The organism is Bradyrhizobium sp. USDA 3311 (assembly GCF_054062495.1).
This window is the reverse complement of the sequence record NZ_JBSSFI010000001.1, coordinates 4,963,575-4,983,743: the sequence shown is the minus strand read 5'-3', so window position 1 is coordinate 4,983,743 and position 20,169 is coordinate 4,963,575. Positions and strand designations below refer to the sequence as shown.

The following is a 20,169-nucleotide window of genomic DNA, read 5'->3' as shown; positions in this document are numbered from 1 at the left end:
CACTACCCCATGAATTGGGGATACCGACGTACCGGGCTCCGCGCGAACATTGGTCATGTTTGGTGAACTCGATACGAATTTGCGAGCCGAGGCCGAGGCAGCCGGGTTTCGGCGGCCGGCTTCAGGTGCCGTCGTCGCTCTTGTCATGTTCGCAGTCGGGTTCATTGTCTTTCCCGAAGCTGTCTACGCCGAAACCTGCCTGCTCGATTCCGGCAGTGGCAGCGCGCCCGTTGCCGATTCATTCGCTTGTGGCAACGCTGCATCCGCTTCGGCTTCCAGCAGTACGGCGGTGGGGAACCATGCAGATGCAGCGGGAGCCTATAGTGTCGCGGTCGGTTTTCTGAGTAGTGCGTCGCAAAGCCACGCCACCGCGGTCGGAGCGACGAGCAATGCCAGCGGGACGGATTCGACGGCGGTGGGCTACGGAAGCGAGGCGACAGCAGCGCAGACTTCCGCCTTCGGCTCCTACAGCAGCGCGACCGCCCAGCAAGCCTCGGCTTTCGGTAATTCGAGCACGGCGAGCGGGACACAGTCCTCCGCCTTCGGCGCTTCAAGCACAGCGACTGGCGTAGCCTCCGTCGCCGTTGGCTACGCCGCGAGCGCCAGTGGTGACTACGCCATTGCGTTCGGCCGGCAGAGTCAGGCAACGATGCAGAGCGCGCTGGCGATCGGGCAGAGCGCCGAGGCAACCGGAGCGGACAGCGTCGCACTCGGCTCGGATGCGCTTGCCGACAATTCAGGCGCAATCGCAATCGGCAGTTCCGCCCAAGCCCATCTCGCCGGAACCGCTGTCGGACGGACGGCGCACGCCTATGGCGACTACAGTACGGCCGTCGGGCAAGCCGCGGCGGCAACCGGCCAGGGGAGTTCGGCCTACGGCTACACAAGTGTCGCGGGCGCCACAGCTGCGTCGGCATTTGGCTGGAACGCGCGCGCCAACGCCGTGGACTCGACCGCTCTTGGTTTCAATACAAATGTTTCAGCGGCGGCAATTTCGGGCGTCGCCATCGGTGAAGGTGCGCAAACGACTGCATCCAACGCGGTTGCGCTCGGTTCCAAGTCCGTCGCCAATGTCGCAAACACGATCTCGGTCGGCTCGGCCGGCAAAGAGCGCAGGATCGTCAATGTCGCCGCCGGCACGCTGTCTTCCACCAGCACCGATGTCGTCAATGGCGGCCAGCTCTACACTGCAAACCAGAGGGTCGCCGCAGCATTCGGCACAACGCTCGATGCCGGCGGACAGATGGTTGCGCCGAGCTACATGATCCAGGGCGTCTCCTACAACAACGTCGGCAGCGCGTTCTCTGCCGTGAACGCTGCGCTAAGCAGCACGGCGACCAGCATCAGCAACTTGCAGACGCAGATCGACAACGGGTCGATCGGCCTCGTGCAGCAGAATTCGTCGACTAAGGTCATCGGTATCGGCAGCAGCACGGATGGCACCGTGGTCGACGTGTCGGGCACATCGGGCAACCGCACCGTGACTGGCGTCGCCGCGGGCGCCGTTGACGCGACCAGCACCGACGCCGTCAACGGCAGCCAGCTCTACGCCACGAACCAGACCGTTGCCTCGCTGAGTGCGACGGTGGCCGGCATCGCCGGGACAACTCAGTACACCAAGGTCAACAGCGCTGGCGCAGCGGCCAACGCCTCCGGTACCGATGCGATTGCGATCGGCGGCAATGCGCAGGCCACCAAGTCCGGCTCGATCGCAATTGGGTTGAATTCCGCCTCGACCGGCACCAATGCGATTGCGATCGGCACCGGTGCGGTGGCAACCGGCTCGGTAGCCGTCGGCGCAGCAGCCTCCGCAGGCAATGGCGGCGCGGCCTTCGGCGACGGTGCGGTTGCGACGGGCTCGAACTCGGCCGCGTTGGGCACCAATGCCTCGGCAACCGCGGCCAACTCAGTGGCGATCGGCACAGGCTCGACCAACACCGTCGCCAACACCGTGTCGTTCGGCTCGGCCGGCAATGAGCGCCGCCTCACCAATGTCGCCGCCGGCGTCAACCAGACCGATGCAGTCAATGTCGGCCAGCTCCAGTCGGCTGTCGCAGGCTTCCAGTCACAGATCGGCAGCCTGCAAAGCGAGATCGCCGCCAACCAGCAGGAGGCCCGGCGCGGCATCGTCGCCGCGGTGTCAGCCGCACCGGTGCTGATGCCGTCGGCGCGTGGCAGGACCACAGTCGCAGTGAACGCCGGATATTATCGCGGCCAATCCGGCGTGGGCATCGGCATCTCACATCGCCTGGACTGGACGACGCCGACGGTGCTGTTTGGCGGCTATTCCAATGGCGGTGGAAGCGAGCATATCGGCCGCGCCGGCATGGCGGTCGAGTTCTGAAGTTGGTGCCGCAGATGAAGCTTCCCTTCCCGGCCTTCGTGCTGGCCGCAGTCGTGCTCGGCTCCCGCCCTGTCGTCGCGCAACAGCCGCAACAACCGCCGCCGCAACAATTCCAGCCATCGGGCGAATGGGCCAAGCTTCCGCGCATGCAATTGGAACGGCAATTCGCCGGCCCGCTCCAGGATACGGTGGTCCAGCGCTTGCGCGATCCGGTCGACGGCACCATCTGCTATGTGTATCTGCCGATCTCGGCGCCGCACTCGCCGACGACGGCAACGGGTTTCGTACAATACGGCCCGAACGGCATCGGTAGCATCAACTGTATGCCGGGCACGCCAGCTGTCGCTGCGCCGACGAGGCACAAATAGGCCCCGATCACAATCGGTCTAAATGAGCCTGTTCAGTCTCGTGGCCGGCAGGATCGCATGCTATGCGGTGCCCAATTGGTTCCATGAGAGAGACGCCCGTGCCCGACGCCATCGAACTCCTGAAGACCCGCCGCTCGGTCAAGCCGCGCGAGATGACCGGGCCCGGCCCTTCGGAGGCCGAGCTCGAGACGATCCTCACCATCGGCGCGCGCGTGCCGGATCACGGCAAGCTCGCACCCTGGCGCTTCATCATTTTCGAAGGCGATGCGCGCCAGCGCGCCGGCGAGGTGATTGCGAAGGTCTTTGCGCGGAAGAATCCGGGCGCGCCGGCGGCCGATGTCGAGATCGAGCGGAAACGGCTCACCGATGCCCCGCTCGTGATCGGCATCGTCAGCTTCACCAAGCCGCATCCGAAGGTACCGGCCTTCGAGCAGGAACTGTCGGCGGGCGCCAGCGCCATGAACATCGTCACGGCCGCGACCGCGCTCGGCTACGGCGCATGCTGGCTGACCGGCTGGTTCTCGTTCGACCGCGACGTGCTCGACGGCCTCGGCCTCAAGCCGGACGAAAAGCTCGCCGGCTTCATCCATATCGGCACGCCGACCAAGCCGAGCGAGGACCGTCCGCGACCGTTCCTTTCGGAAATCGTGACACGATTTTGATCGACGACATGTTGACGCCCTGAATATCTTGCGGCTTTGATCCCGGCGAGGAAGGGGCCCAGATGAAGCGGCGTGAATTTCTGGTCGGAGCCGCGCTGCTCGCCGGCACCATGGCGCGAAGCCGGGCCGCCGACATCCCTGCACCTGCGCCCGAAGGGCTCGACCGCATCACGGCGTTCTTCGACAACGAGGTGACGAGCGGCCGGTTGCCGGGCGCCGTGATCATGGTCCAGCAGCACGGCAAGCCGGTCTATCTGAAGACATTCGGCGTGCGCGACGTCAGGACGGGCCTCGCCATGACGCCGGATACGATCTTCGCCATCCACTCGATGACCAAGCCGATCACCTGCCTCGGCGCGATGATGCTGATCGACGAGGGCAAGCTTGCGCTTACCGATCCCGCATCGAAATACGTCCCCCTCTTCGCCGGCACCAAGGTGGGACTGGAGGTCACCGAGCCGGACGGCAAGCTGGAGCTGGACCTCGTGCCCCCGGTCCGTCCCGTCAACATCGAGGATCTGCTGCGACACACCTCGGGCATCAGCTACGATTATATCGGCGGCAAATGGGTCGAGCAGGCCTACAAGGCTGCCAACATTTTCGAGGATCCCTTCAACAACAGGAAATTCGCCGATCGCATCGCAAAATTGCCGCTGGCACGGCAGCCGGGAACGCTGTGGCGCTATGGCCATTCCACCGACGTGCTCGGCGCCATCATCGAGATCATCTCGGGCCAGACCCTGTACGACTTCCTGAAGCAGCGCATCCTCGACCCGCTCGGCATGAGCAGCACCAAGTTTGCACTCGCGACGGAAGAGGAACTGGCTCGGATGGCGCGGCCGCTGCCGAACGATTACATCCTGCTCGCCGCCGAGCGCGACCGGCTCGACCATCCCGAATGGCAGTCCGGCGGCGGCGGCCTGCTCTCGACCATCACCGACTATCAGCGCTTCTCGCAGATGCTGCTCAACCGCGGTGAGTTCGAGGGCAGGCGTTACCTCAGCCCGGCCGCCTTCAAGGCCATGACGACCGATCACGTCGGTCCCGGCTCCGGCGTCGGACGCGACTATTTCTATTTCCCGGGTGACGGCTTCGGCTATGGCTACGGCCTTGCGGTGCGCACCGATCCCGGCAATGCGAAGCCGCCGCCCCCGGGCTCGATCGGCGAGTTGAAATGGGACAGTGGCAGCGGCACCTATTTCGGCGTCGATCCCAAGCTCGACATGGTCTACCTGATGATGCAGCAGACCCAGAACGAACGCAGCCGCATCACGCCCGCCTTCAAGGCGCTGGTCTACGACTGCTTTCCGCCCGCGTTACGCCGCCCGTGAGGCGCGCTGGCCGAAATCGGCCAGCAGCTTTTCGATCTCGGCGGCGGGCCGCGCCGCGCTGAACAGAAACCCCTGAACCTCGTTGCAGCCTTCGGCGCGCAGCCAGTCGAGCTGGTCCTCGGTCTCGACGCCCTCCGCAGTCGTGGTGATGTTGAGGCTGCGGCCGAGGCCGGAGATCGCGCGCACGATCGCGACGCAATCGGGCCGTTGCGCCAGGTCCTTGACGAAGGAGCGGTCGATCTTGATCTTGTCGAAGGGGAAGCTGCGGAGATAGCTGAGGCTGGAATAGCCGGTGCCGAAATCATCCATGGAGATGCCGACACCGAGCTCGCGCAGCTGGTGCAGGATCGCGAGATTGGCATCGGTCTCGGCCAGGAAGATCGACTCGGTGATCTCCAGCTCGAGCCGCTTCGGCGACAGGCCGGACTGCGCCAGCGCCGAGATCACGACCTGCACCAGGTTGCGGCTGCGGAATTGCGCCGGCGACAGATTGACCGCGACCTTGACGTCGACGGGCCATTTCACCGCCTCGGCACAAGCCTCGCGCAGCACCCATTCGCCGAGCTGGGTGATCAGGCCGATGTCCTCGGCGACCGGGATGAACTCCGCCGGCGAGATCATGCCCTTGTCGGGATGACGCCAGCGCAGCAGCGACTCGAAGCCGGAGATGCGGTCGGAGGCGATCGACACCAGCGGCTGATAGTGCAGCTCGAACTCGCCATTGGCGAAGGCGCGGCGCAGATCGAGCTCCATGTCGCGGCGCTTCTGCGCCTGGAGGTCCATCTCGCGCTCGAAGAAATGGTGCACGCCGCCGCCGTCGGACTTGGCCCGGTACAGCGCCATGTCGGCGTTGCGCATCAACTCCTCCGACGTCACGCCGTCGCCGGGCGACAGCGCGATGCCGATGCTGGCGCCGATCACCATCTCCTGGCCGTCGATCTCGTATGGCGCCTTCAGCATGTCGATCAACAGGGTCGCGCAGGCGCTGGCCTCGTTCGGCGAGACATCGGCCGCCAGGATCACGGCGAACTCGTCGCCGCCGAGCCGGGCTGCGAGATTGGCGCCGCGGACCGCGGTGGTCAGGCGCTCGGCGACCTCCTTCAACAGGCGGTCGCCCGCCGGATGCCCGAAGGAATCGTTGATGTTCTTGAACAGGTCGAGATCGATGTAGAGCACGCCGACCCGCTTTCCGCCGGCCTGGTCGAGCGCCTGCTTCAGGCGCTCCTGGAAGTATTCGCGGTTCGGCAGGTCGGTGAGCCCGTCGTGGTGCGCCATGTGGGCGATGCGCGCCTCGGCCTTGCGCCGTTCGGTGATGTCGACCACCGCGACCAGATAGCCGTCGCGGTCGTCGAAGGCCACGCGGCGGCCGAAGGTGAGCACCTCGATCTCGCTGCCGTCGGCACGCAGGTGCCGCCAGTTGCGCGAGGAATGATAGGTGTCGCCGACACGATCGAGCGCCTCGGCGTGGCTGTCCCACTCGTCCTCCGGCCAGATCTCGTGCAGCTTCATGCGCAGGAAGGCGGCACGGCTGTAGCCGTAATGCTGGACCGCGGCATCGTTGACGCCGAGGAACTGCTTGGTCTCGGCGTCGAACACCCACATCGGCATCGGGTTGTTGTCGAACAGCAGCCGGAACGAGGCGTCGCGCCGTTTCAGCGCGGTGACGTCGGAGATCGTCAGCGAGAGCACGTCGGCGAAGGCCGTGGCGCTGAGCCGGAGATGCCGGCCATCATGCTCGATCTCGAGCTGTTCGCCGCGGCCACCGCAGACGGCCTTGAGCAGGAATTCCATGATGTCGGACGCAGCCAGCAGGGTGTTGCCCTCGCCGATCCGGCGCCACAGCAGGCCGGCACTCGCGACCTTCAGCAGCGTGGCGGCGCTCTGGTTGTGATGCACGATCTGGAGATCGAACGGCTTGCCGCCGGCATCGCGCAGCGTCGCCAGCGAGATCACCGCGTCGTCGGTCGAGGCGAAAATCGCATCGAGCAGATTGTATTGCGTGCCGCGCTCGTTGACATAGGCGCCCACCAGCGTCGCGCCCCAGCGCGAGGCGGTCGGCAGCGCCAGCACATCGTAGGTCCTGACCATGCCGTCGCGCACGCAATGCGCGCTCGCCTGGTGCGGCCGTCCGTTCGCAAGCGCGCTCGCCGCCGCTTCCGACAGCGCCGTGGCGCAATCGGGCGAGAGCTCGGCGACGGGGATGTCCCAGCGCTCCTCGCCGAGCCATTTCTGCACGTAGCGTCCGCTGCGCGATAGCTCGAGCGCACCGTCGTTCTTCAGCAGTGCGATATGGTCGGCGAGCCGGCCGAGGCTGCCGAGCATCACGTCCTCGTAGCGCGGCAGCCGTTCGCCCGGCTTCAACGCGGCGCGCCATTTGCGCTGAAGCACCGGGATGTCGTCAAACATTTCGGCGGCCGGTTTTCCCGGCATCTTCTTCGCGGCACTCATCGCAGTCCCCAACGCACTTTCCGAGCGCATCCAATGCAGGTGCACTTAACGGCGTGTAAAGAGCGCGCGGGTGCGGGTTCCATTCGGCGATTATGACAGTTTTAAGTCAGGCGTTGGTTAGTAGCCGTTAGAGACTATGACGGTTTTGTTTTTGCGGGCTGCGCGATGAGATGGCGATAGCGTCGCGCCACTCTCAGTGTCGTCCTGGCGAAAGCCAGGACCCATACCGACCGAACTTGGTTGCTGCGAACGCTGGTGGCCACATCGCGTTTCGGCAACGCCGACATCACCACCGTCATTGCGAGCGCAGCGAAGCAATCCAGACTGTCACCGCGGAGGGATTCTGGATTGCTTCGCTGCGCTCGCAATGACGGAGTGTGGGTGACAACGTCGCTCTTTCAACTCGCATTCCCATCGCAGACACACCTTCACCCTCTCGCGGCTTGTTTCGCCCGAGCTTTGCTTCGTCACCTCTCCCTCGGATGAAAGAGGGCGCAGGGAAGGCCGGGAGCCGGTTGGCTCCCATCGACCGCCATGCGAGATGCAGATTGCGCTACGATGCACAGCGGGTAACAGGGCAACCGGAGACATCCCGGCCTTCCCTGCGCAGTGGTTGGAACGGCTTATGTCGTGCTCTCCCCGGGGAGCGATGCACTATTGCCCCCGTCGCCCTGCGGATGGCTGACGCGCGCGGTCCGGTCGGGCCGCACACATCACCGCAGAACTTGGCGCACAGACCCCGGGCGCCAGGACGACACGATTTGGCCGTACGCCGATCACACCGGTCGTGCGCGCGACGTCCTCGCTCACGGTTGCCCGCCCTGCGAAACCCTTCGCGCCGATGCAACTTGCGTCCACCGCCGCCCGGCCCGCGTTCGTGACGATCGCGATACGCCCCTCTTCCTTGGGCCGGAGTGAGGCGACACATACGCCGTTTCCGAATTTCGGTAAAGTGGAATATTTTCGACGAGGCGCGTTGACCGGCATCTTGCGTGTCTTGCCCGACGGGCAACGCAAGGTCTCGTAGCCCGGGTGAGCTAAGCGACATCCGGGATTCTCGATCACCACCGGTCCCGGGTATCGCTTCGCTCACCCTGGCTACGAGACCATCACCCCGCCAGCCGCTCGATCACAAGGTCGAGCATCGCGCGCAGGCGGCCAAGGCGCTTGAGGTCGCGGTGATAGCCGACGAAGGTGTCGCGACCGGGCGGCGTCGAGCCGATGTCGAGCGCGACGAGGCGGCGGTCGCGGTCGCCGAGCGGACGCGGCAGCACGGCCAATCCACCGCCGCCGGCGCAGAGTTCGGCCTGCGCCTGGCGGTTATTGCTGCGCGAGGCGATTTCCGCCCTCGGCAGCACGCGCTTCAGCCACACTGCATCGGGCATGTCGGCGAATTCTGCGTTCATGGTGACGACGCGGACGCCGCTGCCTTCGCCGGCGCGCGGCGGCTTGCTGCCCTTCCTGCCGTAGAGCGCGTAGGGAATGTGAAGCAGCTTTCGCGAGATCACCTCGGGTTCACTGAACGGCTTGATGCGGAAGACGAGATCGGCCTCGCGGCGCGGCAGGCTGTAGAGGCGCGCGTCGGTCAGGAGCTCGACAGTCACCTTGGGGTGACGCTTGCCGAAGGCCGCGATCACCGGCGAGAGCATCACCGTCCCGAACCAGTCCGACGACGAGAGGCGCAGCAAGCCGTCGAGCTGCGTCTCCGCGCCGGTCGCATGCCGCTCCAATGCGAGCGCCTCCTCCTCGATCCGCTCGGCATGCCGCAGCACGGCGGTGCCCTCGTCGGTGAGGACAAAGCCGTCGGCGGTGCGCTGGAACAGTGTCTGGCCGAGCGCCGTCTCGAGCGCGCGAAGCCGCCGGCCCATCGTCGGCTGGGTCTGACCGATCTTTCGCGCGGCAGCGCCGAGCGTACCCTCGCGGGCAATCGCGAGGAAGATGCGCAGATCGCTCCAGTCCATCAAAACCCTCCCATACATAAATGCACGACAACCGTACATCTTTGTTTCTTTCCATGCAAAAAATAATGGGCATATTGGAGGCCGACAACGGAGCAAGACGATCATGACTGGACACTCGACCATGCGCGCAAGCGTCCTGGAGGCGTACAACGCACCGCCGCGCGTCTCACAGATTTCCACGCCGGAGCTTGGCACCAATCAGGTGCTGGTCCGGGTGCGCGCGAGCGGGATCAATCCGCTCGACACCAAGATCCATGCAGGCTCCGCGGCGCATGCGCGCCATCCATTGCCTGCTATTCTCGGCCTTGATCTCGCCGGCGTCATCGAACGCACCGGGCGCGACGTCACGCGATTCAAGCCGGGCGACGAGGTCTACGGCATGACCGGAGGCGTCGGTGGTGTGCCGGGATCGCTCGCCGAATTCGCGAGCGTCGATGCCGATCTGCTGGCAACCAAGCCCGCCAATCTCGGCATGCGCGAGGCGGCCGCCCTGCCCCTGATCTTCATCACGGCCTGGGAAGGCCTGATCGACCGCGCCTCGCTGAAGGCCGGCCAGAAGGTGTTGATCCATGGCGGTGCGGGCGGCGTCGGCCATGTCGCGATCCAGATCGCGCATGCGTTCGGAGCAAACGTGTTCGCGACGGGCTCAGCGTCGCAGCGCGCCACGATAGAAGGCTTTGGCGCCGTCTTCATCGACCGCGACATCGCGGTTGAGACTTACGTTGCGCAGCACGCCGGCGGGCGCGGCTTCGACATCGTCTACGACACCGTTGGCGGCAAGGTGCTCGATGCCTCCTTCGCAGCCGTGCGCCGCTTCGGTCATGTCGTGAGCGCGCTCGGCTGGGGCACGCATGCGCTGGCACCGCTGTCGTTCCGCGCTGCCACCTATTCCGGCGTGTTCACACTGCTGCCGCTGCTGACAGGCGAAGGTCGCGCGCGTCACGGGGAGATCATGAGCGAGGCAACACGCCTGGTGGAGGCCGGCAAGCTCGTGCCCCTGCTCGATGCAAGGCACTTCACGCTGGAGAGCGTTGGCGACGCCTACGCACTGATCAGGGATCGTGCTGCGAAGGGCAAGCTGGTCGTTGACGTCTGAGGTCGGGCTCGTAGCCCGGATGGAGCGCGCGTGTCCGGGCCACGGAACGACGGTCGCGCTAGTCCTCGCTGGACGCGGCCGAGCGGTTGCGCAAATAGGCCTGCGACAACAGGAAGAACAATGCGCGCTCGCCATGATATTTGGCGGACGGCCGGGTGCGCTCGAAGCCGTCGGCAAATATCTTGCCGGACTGGTCGCACACCTGCCATCGCCAGCCAAACCGCTTACGCCTGGTGAGGATCACTTCGAACATACCGACGGGCTTGGTCCCTGCTCCTGCCGGTCTCGCAAGCGCACACGCCTGCTCCGGCCTCCCCCATTAGACGGATGCCCGACATATAACGCAGCAGGATGGAAAGAGAATAAAATTGATTATCGGAAATGCGTATCTTGCACCGGCTGTGACGAAGTCGCGACGCCCGTGGAATAAGCCGATGTTTGCGGTGTTTTGCGGCCGCTCGGGCGCCTGATAGCGCTGACAGAGGTATTCAAATCAGAACACAGGACGAGGACGCCCGGTAAGCGAACGCTCACCGGGCGTTCACACACGATGTCAGCGGCCGACTCGCGCCTGGAGATGCGCAGGATAGCGATCGCCCTGCACCGCCACCTTGGCCAGCACGGCCGCGATGGCAGCGAGATCCGCATCCGACAACGTCACCGCGGCCGCGCCGACATTCTCCTCGAGCCGGTGCAGCTTGGTGGTGCCGGGGATCGGCACGATCCACGGCTTCTGCGCCAGCAACCAGGCGAGCGCGATCTGCGCCGGCGTCACTTTCTTCGCTGTTGCGATCTCGCCGAGCAGATCGACCAGCGTCTGGTTCGATTTTCGTGCGCTGGATGAGAAGCGCGGTACGATGTTGCGGAAGTCGCTCTTGTCGAACGTCGTGCTCTCGGTGATCGCGCCGGTCAGGAAGCCCTTGCCGAGCGGGCTGAAGGGAACGAAGCCGATGCCGAGCTCTTCCAGCGTCGGCAGGATCTCCTGCTCCGGCTCGCGCCACCACAGCGAATATTCGCTTTGCAATGCGGTCACGGGCTGCACCGCATGGGCGCGGCGGATCGTCTGCGCGCCCGCCTCCGACATGCCGAAATGCAGGACCTTGCCGTCGCGGATCAGGTCCTTCACCGCGCCCGCGGTGTCCTCGACCGGCACGTCGGGATCGACGCGGTGCTGATAGAACAGATCGATGCGGTCGGTCTTCAGCCGCTTCAAGGCGGCCTCCGCCACCGCCTTGACGTTGGCGGGCCGGCTGTCGAGCCCGTCTTCGACCTTGCCGCCCTTGAAGCCGAACTTGGTGGCGATCACGACCTTGTCGCGGAATGGCGCCAGCGCCTCGCCCAAAAGCTCCTCGTTGACGAAGGGGCCGTAGGCCTCGGCGGTGTCGAAGAAGGTCACGCCGCGCTCGAAGGCGGTCCTGATCAGCGCGATCGCCTGCGAGGTCTCCGTCGCCGGACCATAGCCGTAGCTCAGTCCCATGCAGCCGAGGCCAAGCGCCGAGACCTCCAGACCACTCTTGCCCAGTTTACGCATCCGCATCGCAGCTCTCCTTGAAATCACGTTCGGCTGCGAATTTAGGTCGCGCGCGAGCCTGCGATTAGGTGATAAAACCGGCATGTACTCATGATCCGGATTCATGAATGGCCCGCACCAACGTCAACGACCTCCTCGCCTTCCTCGCGGTCGCCCGCGAGCGCAGCTTCACCCGCGCGGCCGCCCAGCTCGGCGTGTCGCAATCCGCGCTCAGCCACACCGTGCGCGCGCTGGAGGAGCGGCTCGGCCTGCGGCTGCTCACCCGCACCACCCGCAGCGTCGCACCGACGGAAGCCGGCGAGCGCCTGCTGCGCAATATCGGACCGCGCTTTGCGGAGATCGACGCGGAGCTGTCGGCGCTGACCGCGCTGCGCGAGACGCCGGCCGGCACCGTCCGGATCACCACCGGCGAGCACGCGGCACAGACCATCCTGTGGCCGACGCTCGCCAGGCTGTTGCCGCGGTATCCAGATATCAAGGTCGAGCTCGTCGTCGACTACGGCCTCACCGACATCGTCGCCGAGCGTTACGATGCCGGCGTGCGGCTCGGCGAGCAGGTCGCCAAGGACATGATCGCGGTGCGGATCGGGCCGGAGATGCGCATGGCGGTCGTGGGCTCACCTGCCTATTTCACCGCACGGGGCAAGCCGAAGCGGCCGCAGGATCTCACCGAGCACAACTGCATCAACCTCCGCCTGCCGACCTATGGTGGGCTCTATGCCTGGGAGTTCGAGAAGCGCGGCCACGCCATGAAGGTGCGGGTCGACGGCCAGCTCGTGTTCAACACCGGCCTGCTCAGGATGAATGCCGCGCTGGCGGGGCTTGGTCTTGCCTATATTCCGGAAGATCTGGTGAAGCGGGAGATCGCCGACGGGCGGCTGATCCGCGTGCTCGCCGACTGGTGCGCGCCGTTCGCGGGCTATCACCTTTATTACCCGAGCCGGCGGCAGCCGACGCCAGCGTTTGCCGTGCTGGTGGAGGCGTTGAGGTATCGGAAGTGAGGGGCCGCGCAGACGGTGTGCTCTCCCCGCAAGCGGGGAGAGGCGAAGTCGCCGCACCGGTCGGGCTAACTAGCGCGCGACGACTTCCACTTCGCCGTCGACGCCGTTGACGACGTTGAAGCCGCGCTCGTAGACCTTGCCCTCGTTCTTGGCGATGGCGCGGTATTCGCCTTCGGAGAGCACGACGCGCGGGAAGGCGCCGATCGACTCCTTGATGACGTCGCCGCCGGGGGTCAACACCGACCAGGCGGTGTTGGCGAGGGCCTCGCCGCCCCTGTCGCTGACGAGCTTGAGCGTGATGACTGCGGCGCGATGGGTGATGGTGACGTCTGTGAGCTTGCCGGCCTGGACGCGAATGTCCGAGCGCACCACCGAGTTGGCATCGCCATAGTTGGAGATGATGTAGTAGGTGCCCTCCGGCAGCAGCACGACGTCGCCGGCCGCGACGTTCGGCACCAGCGAGGCGCGCTCGCCGGACTCGAACTGGCTGCCCTTGTAGATCGCGAACGAGATCTGGTTCTGCGGGATGCGGCTGGTGCCGACGCGGCCTTCGATGCGCAGGCCGCCTGCCGGCAGCACGAAGGATTCGCGGTCGGTCTCGGCCTTCAGGCTGACGGTGCGCACCGCGCTGACGAGCCCGAAGGCGACGTGCACGACGTAATTGCCGGGCGGCAGCACGATGTTGGGCGTCGCGTTGCGGTCCTCCCGGATCAGCTTGAACGTGCCGTTCTCGTCGGGACGGTCGGCGAAGACACGCCAGACCAGGCCGCTGGTGATCGGGGCCGAGTCCTTGCCGTATTTCGCGGTCAGCGACAGCACACCCTGTCCCGGCGCCGCCGCATTGAGCGGCGCGGCCGGCGGCACGGTCGTGACCGCGGGTGGCGGCATGCTGGGGGAAATCGGCTGGGTCAGGGTCGGCGGCAGGCTGGGGGGAGCCGCCCCCGGCCCGGAGGGCGGCGCCAGGCTGACGGCGCCGCCGGGGTCGGGCACCGATGCGGGGGGCACCGGCGGCGGCCGATCGGAGAAAAGCTGCGCCTGGGCAACACCTTGGCCCAGGATGACGAGGCACGCGGCAAGGATCAGCGCCGGCAGCAGCGATACGCTGCGCCGCCATCCGATGATGCCGTCACCCCCGATAGTCATGCCACCTGCTTTTCACCGAAAACGCGGCAAATTCAAGCCTCTGAAGCCCCAGGAAATACGGCCCCGCCACGGTTTGATGGAACCTGGTTGACGCCTGCGTGATTAGACAGGAGGCAACCGCCCCTCGCCATACTCCTGCCCAGCGCCCTTTCCAAAGCGGCATAAACCATGCTTCGCCCCGGTTCTGGCGCACAGCAGGTGCTATGCCTAGTCTGGTGGTGCGGCTGGCCACGCGTAGGAGAGTTTTGGTGCTGGACAGATTGAAGGGCCGCGGCGCGAATGGCTCGAACAGCGAGAAGATCGGCCTCGGCAGCATCCGCCGGCCGGTCATTGGCCTTGCCCTTGGCGGCGGCGCAGCGCGGGGCTTCGCCCACATCGGCATCATCAGGACCCTGCTCGCCAACGGTATCGTGCCCGATGTCGTGGTCGGCACCTCGATTGGCGCCGTGGTCGGCGGCCTCTACGCGTCCGGCAAGCTCGATACGCTGGAGGAATGGGGCCGCGGTCTGCAAGGCATGCGCAACATCCTTGGTTATCTGGACATCCGCCTCAACGGCTCCGGTCTGATCGGCGGCGAGAAGCTGGCGACCCGGCTCGAGGCAGCGTGCGGCCAGACCTTGATCGAGGACCTTCCGATCAAGTTCGCCGCCGTCGCGACCGAGGTTCGCACCGGCCACGAGATCTGGCTGACACGCGGCCGCGTGGTCGACGCGATGCGCGCCTCCTACGCCCTGCCCGGCATCTTCTCACCCGTGCTGATCGGCGATCGCTGGCTGGTCGACGGCGCGCTGGTGAATCCGGTGCCGGTCTCCGCCGCCCGCGCGCTCGGCGCTGAAATCGTCATCGCTGCAAATCTTTCCAGCGACATCTTCACCTATTCGACGACGGTCTATTCGCACGGCGCGGCACCCGGACCGGCCGCACCTGCGGCCGAAGAGACGACGCCAAAACGGCGCTTCCCGAGATTCTTCTCGCCTGAGAAGACGGTGAAGCGAGAGTTCTTCGGCGGCGGGGACCGGCCCGGCCTCTCCTCGGTGATGGTCGATGCCTTCAACATCATGCAGGACCGCATCACCCGCGCCCGCCTCGCCGGCGATCCTCCGGACCTGCTGATCACGCCGCGGGTCGGCCAGTTCGGCTGGTTCGACTTCCACCGCACCGACGACCTCATCGCATTGGGCACCCGCGCCGCCGAGCGTGCGCTGGACTCGATCCAGGAGGCGATCCACGCGCTGGCGCCGCCGCCCGAGGGCGCGGCGCCCAAAGCCGGCGAGTGACGGCGGTCAGGCCGTCTTGATGTAGTCGCGCAGGGCTTCCTGCTCGGACTCGTATTCCTGGACGCGGCGCTTGACGATGTCGCCGATCGAGATCAGGCCGACCACCTTGCCGTTGTCGATCACGGGCAGATGGCGGAACTTGCCTGTCGTCATCGTCTCCATGAGCTCGGCAACCGTGTCGGTCTCCTTGCAGGTCACGACCTTGCGGGTCATGACTTGGGAGACCGGCTCGTCCAGCGCGCCGGCGCCGCGCTCGCCGATCACGCGCACGATGTCGCGCTCGGACAGGATGCCTTCCAGCCGGCTCTGGTTCATCACCAGCACCGCACCGATCTTCTTCTCACCGAGCAGCTTTATCGCGGCGGCCAGCTTGGCGTCGGGCTCGACGCTCATGATCTGGTGGCCCTTGGTGTTGAGAATGGAACGTACCGTCATTGTCGCCTCCCTGAATCGGAGCCGTCCGCCTTTTGGCAGTCGGGACTAGTTCCTCGAGTCTTCAACTAACAGTTTTAGCGCCGGTTTCACGCTCAGGCGCTTTACGAAGCAAAGCCGCTACCCGCTTGTCGCTTCGGAACATTCTTCACGCGAATGATGGATGAATTCGGGCCGCGCCGCAAGCGCCGCTTCAAATACGGTCTGAAACGTCCTGTGATGACGCATCCGCAGCATCGCTTCGCACGCGCGGTACCGGATCGAACAGCGCGAACAGCAACAGGCCGGCGAAGAAGCCGCCGATATGCGCCTGCCAAGCGACGCTCGTGGTCTCGGCATCGACCCCGATCGCGCCGACGCCGAAGATGATGTTGACGCCGAACCACACCGCGAGGAAGCCGACCACCCGCCCGTCGCGCAGCGCGCGCGACAGCGGTAGGGCTGGAACCTTTGCGGCGGTATCGGCGTCCGAACGGCTGAACGACAGGAAGCTGCCGCGGACGAAGGCAAAGCGGATCGCCGCCGCCATCGCGCCCGACACCGAGGCCGAAGCGCCGATCATCGGCGCCACCGCATGCTCATGGGTGACGAGATGGGCGAGCGCGCCGGCCGCCGCCGTCACCGCGAGAAAGAGGAAGAACCTGATCGCGCCAAAACGCCTCGCCAGCGCGCTGCCGAACGGCAGCAGCCACAGCACGTTGAAGCCGAGATGGGTCAGATTGGCGTGCAGCAGCGAATAGGTGACGAAGCTCCAGACCTTGGCGCCGGCGCCGCCCGGGATCTGCAGGTTGAGCAGCGAGGAATCGTAGCGCTTCGGGATGAAGCCGAAGACGTCGATGGTCCAGTTCTCCAGTTCCGGCGGCAGCAGCACCCGCAGATGGATCAGCGCCAGCAGGACGATATAGGCGGTCAGCGCGAACGGCAGCGTCAGGATCGGCTCGCGCGGAGCCGCCTCAACAAGGGCCGGCACGTCCGGCTGAGCATCGTGCGAATCTTGCGGGGAATCCAAGGCGGCTTCGCTTTCAGGCGCAATCGGAGCGATACGCTTGGAGATAGTCGCCTTTGCCGGCCTCGCGCAAGTGCACAAAAGGAAATCGTGAACGAGGGGCTCGTCTCGAACCGAGCGAGGCACTGGGTCCCGGCTCAGCAGTGCATCGCTAAGGCGCTGCCCTGCGTCCGGGACACGGAGCCTTAGCGATCCGGACCGATCTCGTGTCCCGGACAAGGTGCGGCACGAAGTGACGCGCCGCCGAGCCGGGACCCAAATTGGCGGCGGGTTCGAATTGTACAACTTTAGGTAGCTGCAATGATCTGCCTCACGCCCATGCAAACCGCCTTCTTCGTCTATATCCTCGCGAGCAAACGAAACGGCCTGCGCTGCGTCCGGGGCACGAGAGAGTGTGCCTGAAAAAGGAAAAGGCAGGGCCCTGGGAAAGCCCTGCCTGTCCGTGTCGGACTTCCGGTACCCCCAGGGATTAAGGTGTATCCCCACCCCTCCCCGCGGCCCGTGACCAAACTGTTTGACGCCTGTGATACAGGCCCCGCCGAGAACCTGGAGAAAAGCGGCGAGGCTTGCGACCGCGGTCACCATAGCAGGGCTGCGGGACACGCAAAGCGCATAGTTAATTTAACGTTAACAACGCAAAGACCGGCTTAACAGGCGTGAAAGCGCCCCTGCGGCATGGACGCTGCAAATCCCCTCCTGCACAACAACAGAAGGGATCGCGGGTGCACTGAAGCGGGACAGGTCTGTCCCACATGGTGTGGCCCCGGGGTAAGCGTTCAGTCATGAAACATCCGTCGAGCCGCGCATTCTTCGCGTATTGGGACAAGAAGCGCGGCGCTGCGCGGGCCCCCGACCGGGCCGACATCGACCCGGCCGCAGTCCGCGGCCTGCTCGGTGACATCTTCGTGCTGTCCTGCGAACAAAACCTCGGGTTTCCGTTCCGCGTCGCCGGCACGCGCGTCTGTGCGCTCGCCGGGCTCGACCTCAAGGACCAGAGCTTTGCGGCGCTGTTCACTGAGGCCAGCCGCAGCGAGATCGGAGAGATCACGACTGTCGTCGCCGACGAGACGCTCGGCGCCATCGCCGGCGTCACCGCCGCGCGCGAGGACGGCAGCAAGGCGCATCTCGAACTGTTGCTGCTGCCTTTCAACGCCCGCCCGCACACCCCCGTGAGCGTGACCGGCGTGCTCGCCCCCTTCGACGACGAATGCGGCGCGCTTGGCCCGTTCACCCTCACCTCCTGGCGCTATCTGCACCAGCCGGAGAAGCTACTGCCGCGCGCCATCCGCAAATTGCAGATCGCACGCGGACTGATGGTGTATGAGGGGTTGCGGTAGGAGCAGCCCTCGTGTCGCGCGCGCAGTCTTTGCAAACGGCCGACCAAGTTTTCAGCGCGCGAGTCGATTGAAGGTCAGACCGCGTCGGCGCGCGGCGCGCGATCCGTTATTGGAACCTTACCTGCCGAAGTGCGTTTGTCCACTTGCCGTGGCAAGTGTCGGCGCGGCAACGCGGCTCGGCCGGTGACGATGCTTTCGCCCGCCGCCGAGCCTCCGTCGAGGGGCTACTCCCGTGATGGAGCGCGCGACAAGAGTTGGTAATCGCCTGTTAGCTGCGTTACCGCCGGCCGACTTCGCTTTGCTTGCACCGCATTTACGGAAAGTACCGCTCCTGCACGACGCAGTGCTCGTTCGATCGGGCGACCGGATCGAGCACCTTTACTTCCCCTGCAGCGGCGCGATCGCCCTCATCATGGAGTTGCCGAACGGACAGACGGCCGCAACCGCGGTGATCGGCAACGACGGCGCCGTCGGACTCATGACGGCGCTCGGCCCCGTCCGATCTCCCCTGACGGCGGTTGTCCGCGTGGCCGGGACCGCACTGCAGATCTCACCCGCGCGATTTCAAGCGGCGCTCGAACGCAGTCCCGCCATCGCAAACGCGGTTCAGATTGTCACCAGGGCGATGATGACGCAATTCCTGCACGTCGCGGCCTGCAACGCGCTGCACTCCGTCGAAGCGCGCCTCGCCCGCTGGCTGCTTCACATTCACGACCGGACGGATGGCGGTGACATCCTGCCCCTGACCCAGGAGACGCTGTCGGAATTGCTCGGCGTCCGGCGCACCACGGTCACGCACGTCGTGAGCGCACTGCGAGCATCAAGGGCCATCAAATCCAATCGGCGCGGCCAGCTCGAAATCGACAGGCAACGTCTCGAGGTCGTCGCTTGCGAATGCTACAAGGTGATGAGCCGCAGGATCGATCGGATCGTGTCGCAGGATGCGGTAAGGCTCCTTCACGCCGCGCCGGCGCGGAATGGCTGCCCGCCCCCGGACTTCCCGTTCGCCAAGACCGACTCGTAGACCCAGGCCTCCCTGGCGAACCACTCGTGCGTCGCCGCGCACATCCGGCAATAGGTGCGCGAGAAAAAGACCGCGCTGCAGCGAAACTTGTCGCTATCCACCTCGATGCCTGTCGGAATAGCGCTCCCCGTTTCCGGGCACTTGATCATCACCATACCCATCCCTGATTTCCCTCCAGCTTGGCATCACCTCACGGCGAGGCTGGCCGCCATCGGCTGGACGGCGTCTCTTCTCGCGAAGACGCTCGTCCAGCCGATCCACGTGGCCAGTAGCTTCGATTCAAGCAGCCCTATGCAGAACCCGGTTGAAGCTGTTCTTGATCGGCTCGGCCGTCTCGGTCGCGACCTTCTGGGCCAGATCCCAAAGCTCCCGATTCTGGGCGGAAGCCGCTTCAAAGGTCTTGCGACCGTGGGCGGTGGAGAGGTTCACGAGGTCCGCAAACGACCTCGCATCCGCAAGCTGGGAGAAGAATTCCAGCGCGGAGCTGGTATTGGCGTTGGATATTTCGATGACCTTGGTGCCGTAATCGGCGGAACGCTTGGCACTGGTCGAACAGGCGTCGCAGAGTGCCGCGGTAATCTCCTCGGACGTCACCTTCATCTGCTCGAAATTTGCCTTGGCCCGTGTCGCGGCCGGCGCGGCGAGATCGCCGAAGATCGCCTGGATGTTGAAAAACGGCATGTCGAACTTGAGCTTTGTATTTCCGTTCGCCGTCCCATTCAGCGGAGCGGCTTTCGTCTCGACTTTCATATCGGCATCACTCACGGGCTTTCATCCTTTCAAGCGAAACTAGATGATGGATTGAAGACTCCCCGACGCGTCCAGGTGCGTGCTGCAACGGGACGCCACTGCCCCTACTTTCACGATGGTGGGATGCTGCTGCGGATATTCCGCTCTCGCCCCCTGCCGGAGCCAACTATGGCCGACGACAATCGACGCTTCGGTTCGCTTTCGGACTCTCGCTTTGAATTTATTCGAATATTGCGACGAAGCGGCGCAGCGAGAATCCCGCGCCCTTAAAGTTGCGGCAATTGCATGCGCCAACTTCAGATCAGCGCCGGCGAGCTATTCAGAGGCGTCGATCCCCGGAGCCGTTTGAGCCGGAATGTTCTACCGCCTGCGCAGCCGGCAAGTTGGCCTGCAACGGACCCTGTGCGACAAATTGGCCGGTCTACGCGGGCTGATGGTGTATGAAGGGCTGCGGTAGA

Annotated in this window: 17 protein-coding genes and 1 pseudogene; 10 read left to right on the top strand and 8 right to left on the bottom strand. The window is 65.3% G+C overall.

Annotated features, from left to right (window positions below; all coding sequences use genetic code 11):
• Positions 1-55 precede the first annotated feature (55 nt).
• The 5 genes and pseudogenes from ACVWW6_RS23655 to ACVWW6_RS23635 form a co-directional block, all read left to right on the top strand.
• Positions 56-628 (top strand): annotated as a pseudogene (locus tag ACVWW6_RS23655) (hypothetical protein); the annotation flags it as partial.
• A gap of 21 nt (positions 629-649) precedes the next feature.
• The gene (locus ACVWW6_RS23650; protein WP_271612026.1) at positions 650-2,344 is read left to right on the top strand and encodes a YadA family autotransporter adhesin; all 1,695 of its coding nucleotides are present in this window, start codon (positions 650-652) and stop codon (positions 2,342-2,344) included.
• 14 nt (positions 2,345-2,358) lie between these two features.
• A complete protein-coding gene (locus ACVWW6_RS23645) occupies positions 2,359-2,712 on the top strand; it encodes a hypothetical protein (protein WP_161534469.1) in 354 nt (117 codons plus the stop codon).
• A gap of 98 nt (positions 2,713-2,810) precedes the next feature.
• Positions 2,811-3,374 carry a nitroreductase family protein gene (locus tag ACVWW6_RS23640; protein ID WP_456681456.1) on the top strand — a complete coding sequence of 188 codons (564 nt, stop codon included), beginning with the start codon at positions 2,811-2,813 and terminating at the stop codon, positions 3,372-3,374.
• Between the two features lie 62 nt (positions 3,375-3,436).
• Positions 3,437-4,705: a serine hydrolase domain-containing protein gene (locus ACVWW6_RS23635; protein ID WP_456681455.1), complete on the top strand. Its 1,269-nt coding sequence runs from the start codon at positions 3,437-3,439 to the stop codon at positions 4,703-4,705.
• Here the strand turns inward: ACVWW6_RS23635 and ACVWW6_RS23630 are convergent.
• Complete coding sequence (locus ACVWW6_RS23630) at positions 4,691-7,153, bottom strand: putative bifunctional diguanylate cyclase/phosphodiesterase (protein WP_456681454.1); 2,463 nt, start codon at positions 7,151-7,153, stop codon at positions 4,691-4,693. The two genes, ACVWW6_RS23635 and ACVWW6_RS23630, sit on opposite strands and share 15 nt — an antisense overlap.
• Before the next feature lie 1,109 nt (positions 7,154-8,262).
• A complete protein-coding gene (locus tag ACVWW6_RS23625) occupies positions 8,263-9,114 on the bottom strand; it encodes a LysR family transcriptional regulator (protein WP_456681453.1) in 852 nt (283 codons plus the stop codon).
• A gap of 121 nt (positions 9,115-9,235) precedes the next feature.
• On the opposite strand from ACVWW6_RS23625, the gene ACVWW6_RS23620 reads away from it, so the two are divergent.
• Positions 9,236-10,210: a zinc-dependent alcohol dehydrogenase family protein gene (locus ACVWW6_RS23620; protein ID WP_456681452.1), complete on the top strand. Its 975-nt coding sequence runs from the start codon at positions 9,236-9,238 to the stop codon at positions 10,208-10,210.
• A gap of 58 nt (positions 10,211-10,268) precedes the next feature.
• Here the strand turns inward: ACVWW6_RS23620 and ACVWW6_RS23615 are convergent, their stop codons facing one another.
• The gene (locus ACVWW6_RS23615) at positions 10,269-10,463 is read right to left on the bottom strand and encodes a hypothetical protein (protein ID WP_018322145.1); all 195 of its coding nucleotides are present in this window, start codon (positions 10,461-10,463) and stop codon (positions 10,269-10,271) included.
• Between the two features lie 300 nt (positions 10,464-10,763).
• Entirely contained in the window at positions 10,764-11,747 is a 984-nt protein-coding gene (locus tag ACVWW6_RS23610; protein WP_011088295.1) for an aldo/keto reductase, read from the bottom strand.
• A 101-nt stretch (positions 11,748-11,848) separates the two neighbouring features.
• Here ACVWW6_RS23610 and ACVWW6_RS23605 point away from each other — a divergent pair, with 101 nt between their 5' ends.
• The gene (locus ACVWW6_RS23605; protein WP_011088296.1) at positions 11,849-12,742 is read left to right on the top strand and encodes a LysR family transcriptional regulator; all 894 of its coding nucleotides are present in this window, start codon (positions 11,849-11,851) and stop codon (positions 12,740-12,742) included.
• Between the two features lie 69 nt (positions 12,743-12,811).
• On the opposite strand, the gene ACVWW6_RS23600 is transcribed toward ACVWW6_RS23605, so the two are convergent.
• On the bottom strand, positions 12,812-13,885 hold the full coding sequence (locus ACVWW6_RS23600; protein WP_011088297.1) for a hypothetical protein: 1,074 nt from the start codon (positions 13,883-13,885) through the stop codon (positions 12,812-12,814).
• 248 nt (positions 13,886-14,133) lie between these two features.
• Between ACVWW6_RS23600 and ACVWW6_RS23595 the strand changes: the two genes are divergently transcribed.
• Positions 14,134-15,162: a patatin-like phospholipase family protein gene (locus ACVWW6_RS23595; protein WP_028175852.1), complete on the top strand. Its 1,029-nt coding sequence runs from the start codon at positions 14,134-14,136 to the stop codon at positions 15,160-15,162.
• A gap of 6 nt (positions 15,163-15,168) precedes the next feature.
• On the opposite strand, the gene ACVWW6_RS23590 is transcribed toward ACVWW6_RS23595, so the two are convergent.
• Entirely contained in the window at positions 15,169-15,597 is a 429-nt protein-coding gene (locus ACVWW6_RS23590) for a CBS domain-containing protein (RefSeq protein WP_011088299.1), read from the bottom strand.
• A 190-nt stretch (positions 15,598-15,787) separates the two neighbouring features.
• Positions 15,788-16,603 carry a rhomboid family intramembrane serine protease gene (locus tag ACVWW6_RS23585; protein WP_060908042.1) on the bottom strand — a complete coding sequence of 272 codons (816 nt, stop codon included), beginning with the start codon at positions 16,601-16,603 and terminating at the stop codon, positions 15,788-15,790.
• A gap of 779 nt (positions 16,604-17,382) precedes the next feature.
• On the opposite strand from ACVWW6_RS23585, the gene ACVWW6_RS23580 reads away from it, so the two are divergent.
• Positions 17,383-17,937, top strand: a complete 555-nt coding sequence (locus ACVWW6_RS23580; protein ID WP_028175850.1) for a PAS domain-containing protein — start codon at positions 17,383-17,385, stop codon at positions 17,935-17,937.
• 232 nt (positions 17,938-18,169) lie between these two features.
• Complete coding sequence (locus tag ACVWW6_RS23575) at positions 18,170-18,961, top strand: Crp/Fnr family transcriptional regulator (protein WP_011088302.1); 792 nt, start codon at positions 18,170-18,172, stop codon at positions 18,959-18,961.
• Positions 18,962-19,240: 279 nt separating this feature from the next.
• Here the strand turns inward: ACVWW6_RS23575 and ACVWW6_RS23570 are convergent, their stop codons facing one another.
• The gene (locus ACVWW6_RS23570) at positions 19,241-19,726 is read right to left on the bottom strand and encodes a phasin (protein WP_011088303.1); all 486 of its coding nucleotides are present in this window, start codon (positions 19,724-19,726) and stop codon (positions 19,241-19,243) included.
• Positions 19,727-20,169 lie beyond the last annotated feature (443 nt).

Excerpts from the sequence above, each read along its gene's own strand:
- ACVWW6_RS23590 (WP_011088299.1), bottom strand. The coding sequence starts at position 15,597 with ATGACGGTACGTTCCATTCTCAACACCAAGGGCCACCAGATCATGAGC.
- ACVWW6_RS23605 (WP_011088296.1), top strand. The coding sequence starts at position 11,849 with ATGGCCCGCACCAACGTCAACGACCTCCTCGCCTTCCTCGCGGTCGCC.
- ACVWW6_RS23645 (WP_161534469.1), top strand. The coding sequence starts at position 2,359 with ATGAAGCTTCCCTTCCCGGCCTTCGTGCTGGCCGCAGTCGTGCTCGGC.
- ACVWW6_RS23610 (WP_011088295.1), bottom strand. The coding sequence starts at position 11,747 with ATGCGGATGCGTAAACTGGGCAAGAGTGGTCTGGAGGTCTCGGCGCTT.
- ACVWW6_RS23615 (WP_018322145.1), bottom strand. The coding sequence starts at position 10,463 with ATGTTCGAAGTGATCCTCACCAGGCGTAAGCGGTTTGGCTGGCGATGG.
- ACVWW6_RS23650 (WP_271612026.1), top strand. The coding sequence starts at position 650 with ATGCAGAGCGCGCTGGCGATCGGGCAGAGCGCCGAGGCAACCGGAGCG.
- ACVWW6_RS23600 (WP_011088297.1), bottom strand. The coding sequence starts at position 13,885 with ATGACTATCGGGGGTGACGGCATCATCGGATGGCGGCGCAGCGTATCG.
- ACVWW6_RS23635 (WP_456681455.1), top strand. The coding sequence starts at position 3,437 with ATGAAGCGGCGTGAATTTCTGGTCGGAGCCGCGCTGCTCGCCGGCACC.
- ACVWW6_RS23620 (WP_456681452.1), top strand. The coding sequence starts at position 9,236 with ATGCGCGCAAGCGTCCTGGAGGCGTACAACGCACCGCCGCGCGTCTCA.
- ACVWW6_RS23625 (WP_456681453.1), bottom strand. The coding sequence starts at position 9,114 with ATGGACTGGAGCGATCTGCGCATCTTCCTCGCGATTGCCCGCGAGGGT.
- ACVWW6_RS23580 (WP_028175850.1), top strand. The coding sequence starts at position 17,383 with ATGAAACATCCGTCGAGCCGCGCATTCTTCGCGTATTGGGACAAGAAG.
- ACVWW6_RS23630 (WP_456681454.1), bottom strand. The coding sequence starts at position 7,153 with ATGAGTGCCGCGAAGAAGATGCCGGGAAAACCGGCCGCCGAAATGTTT.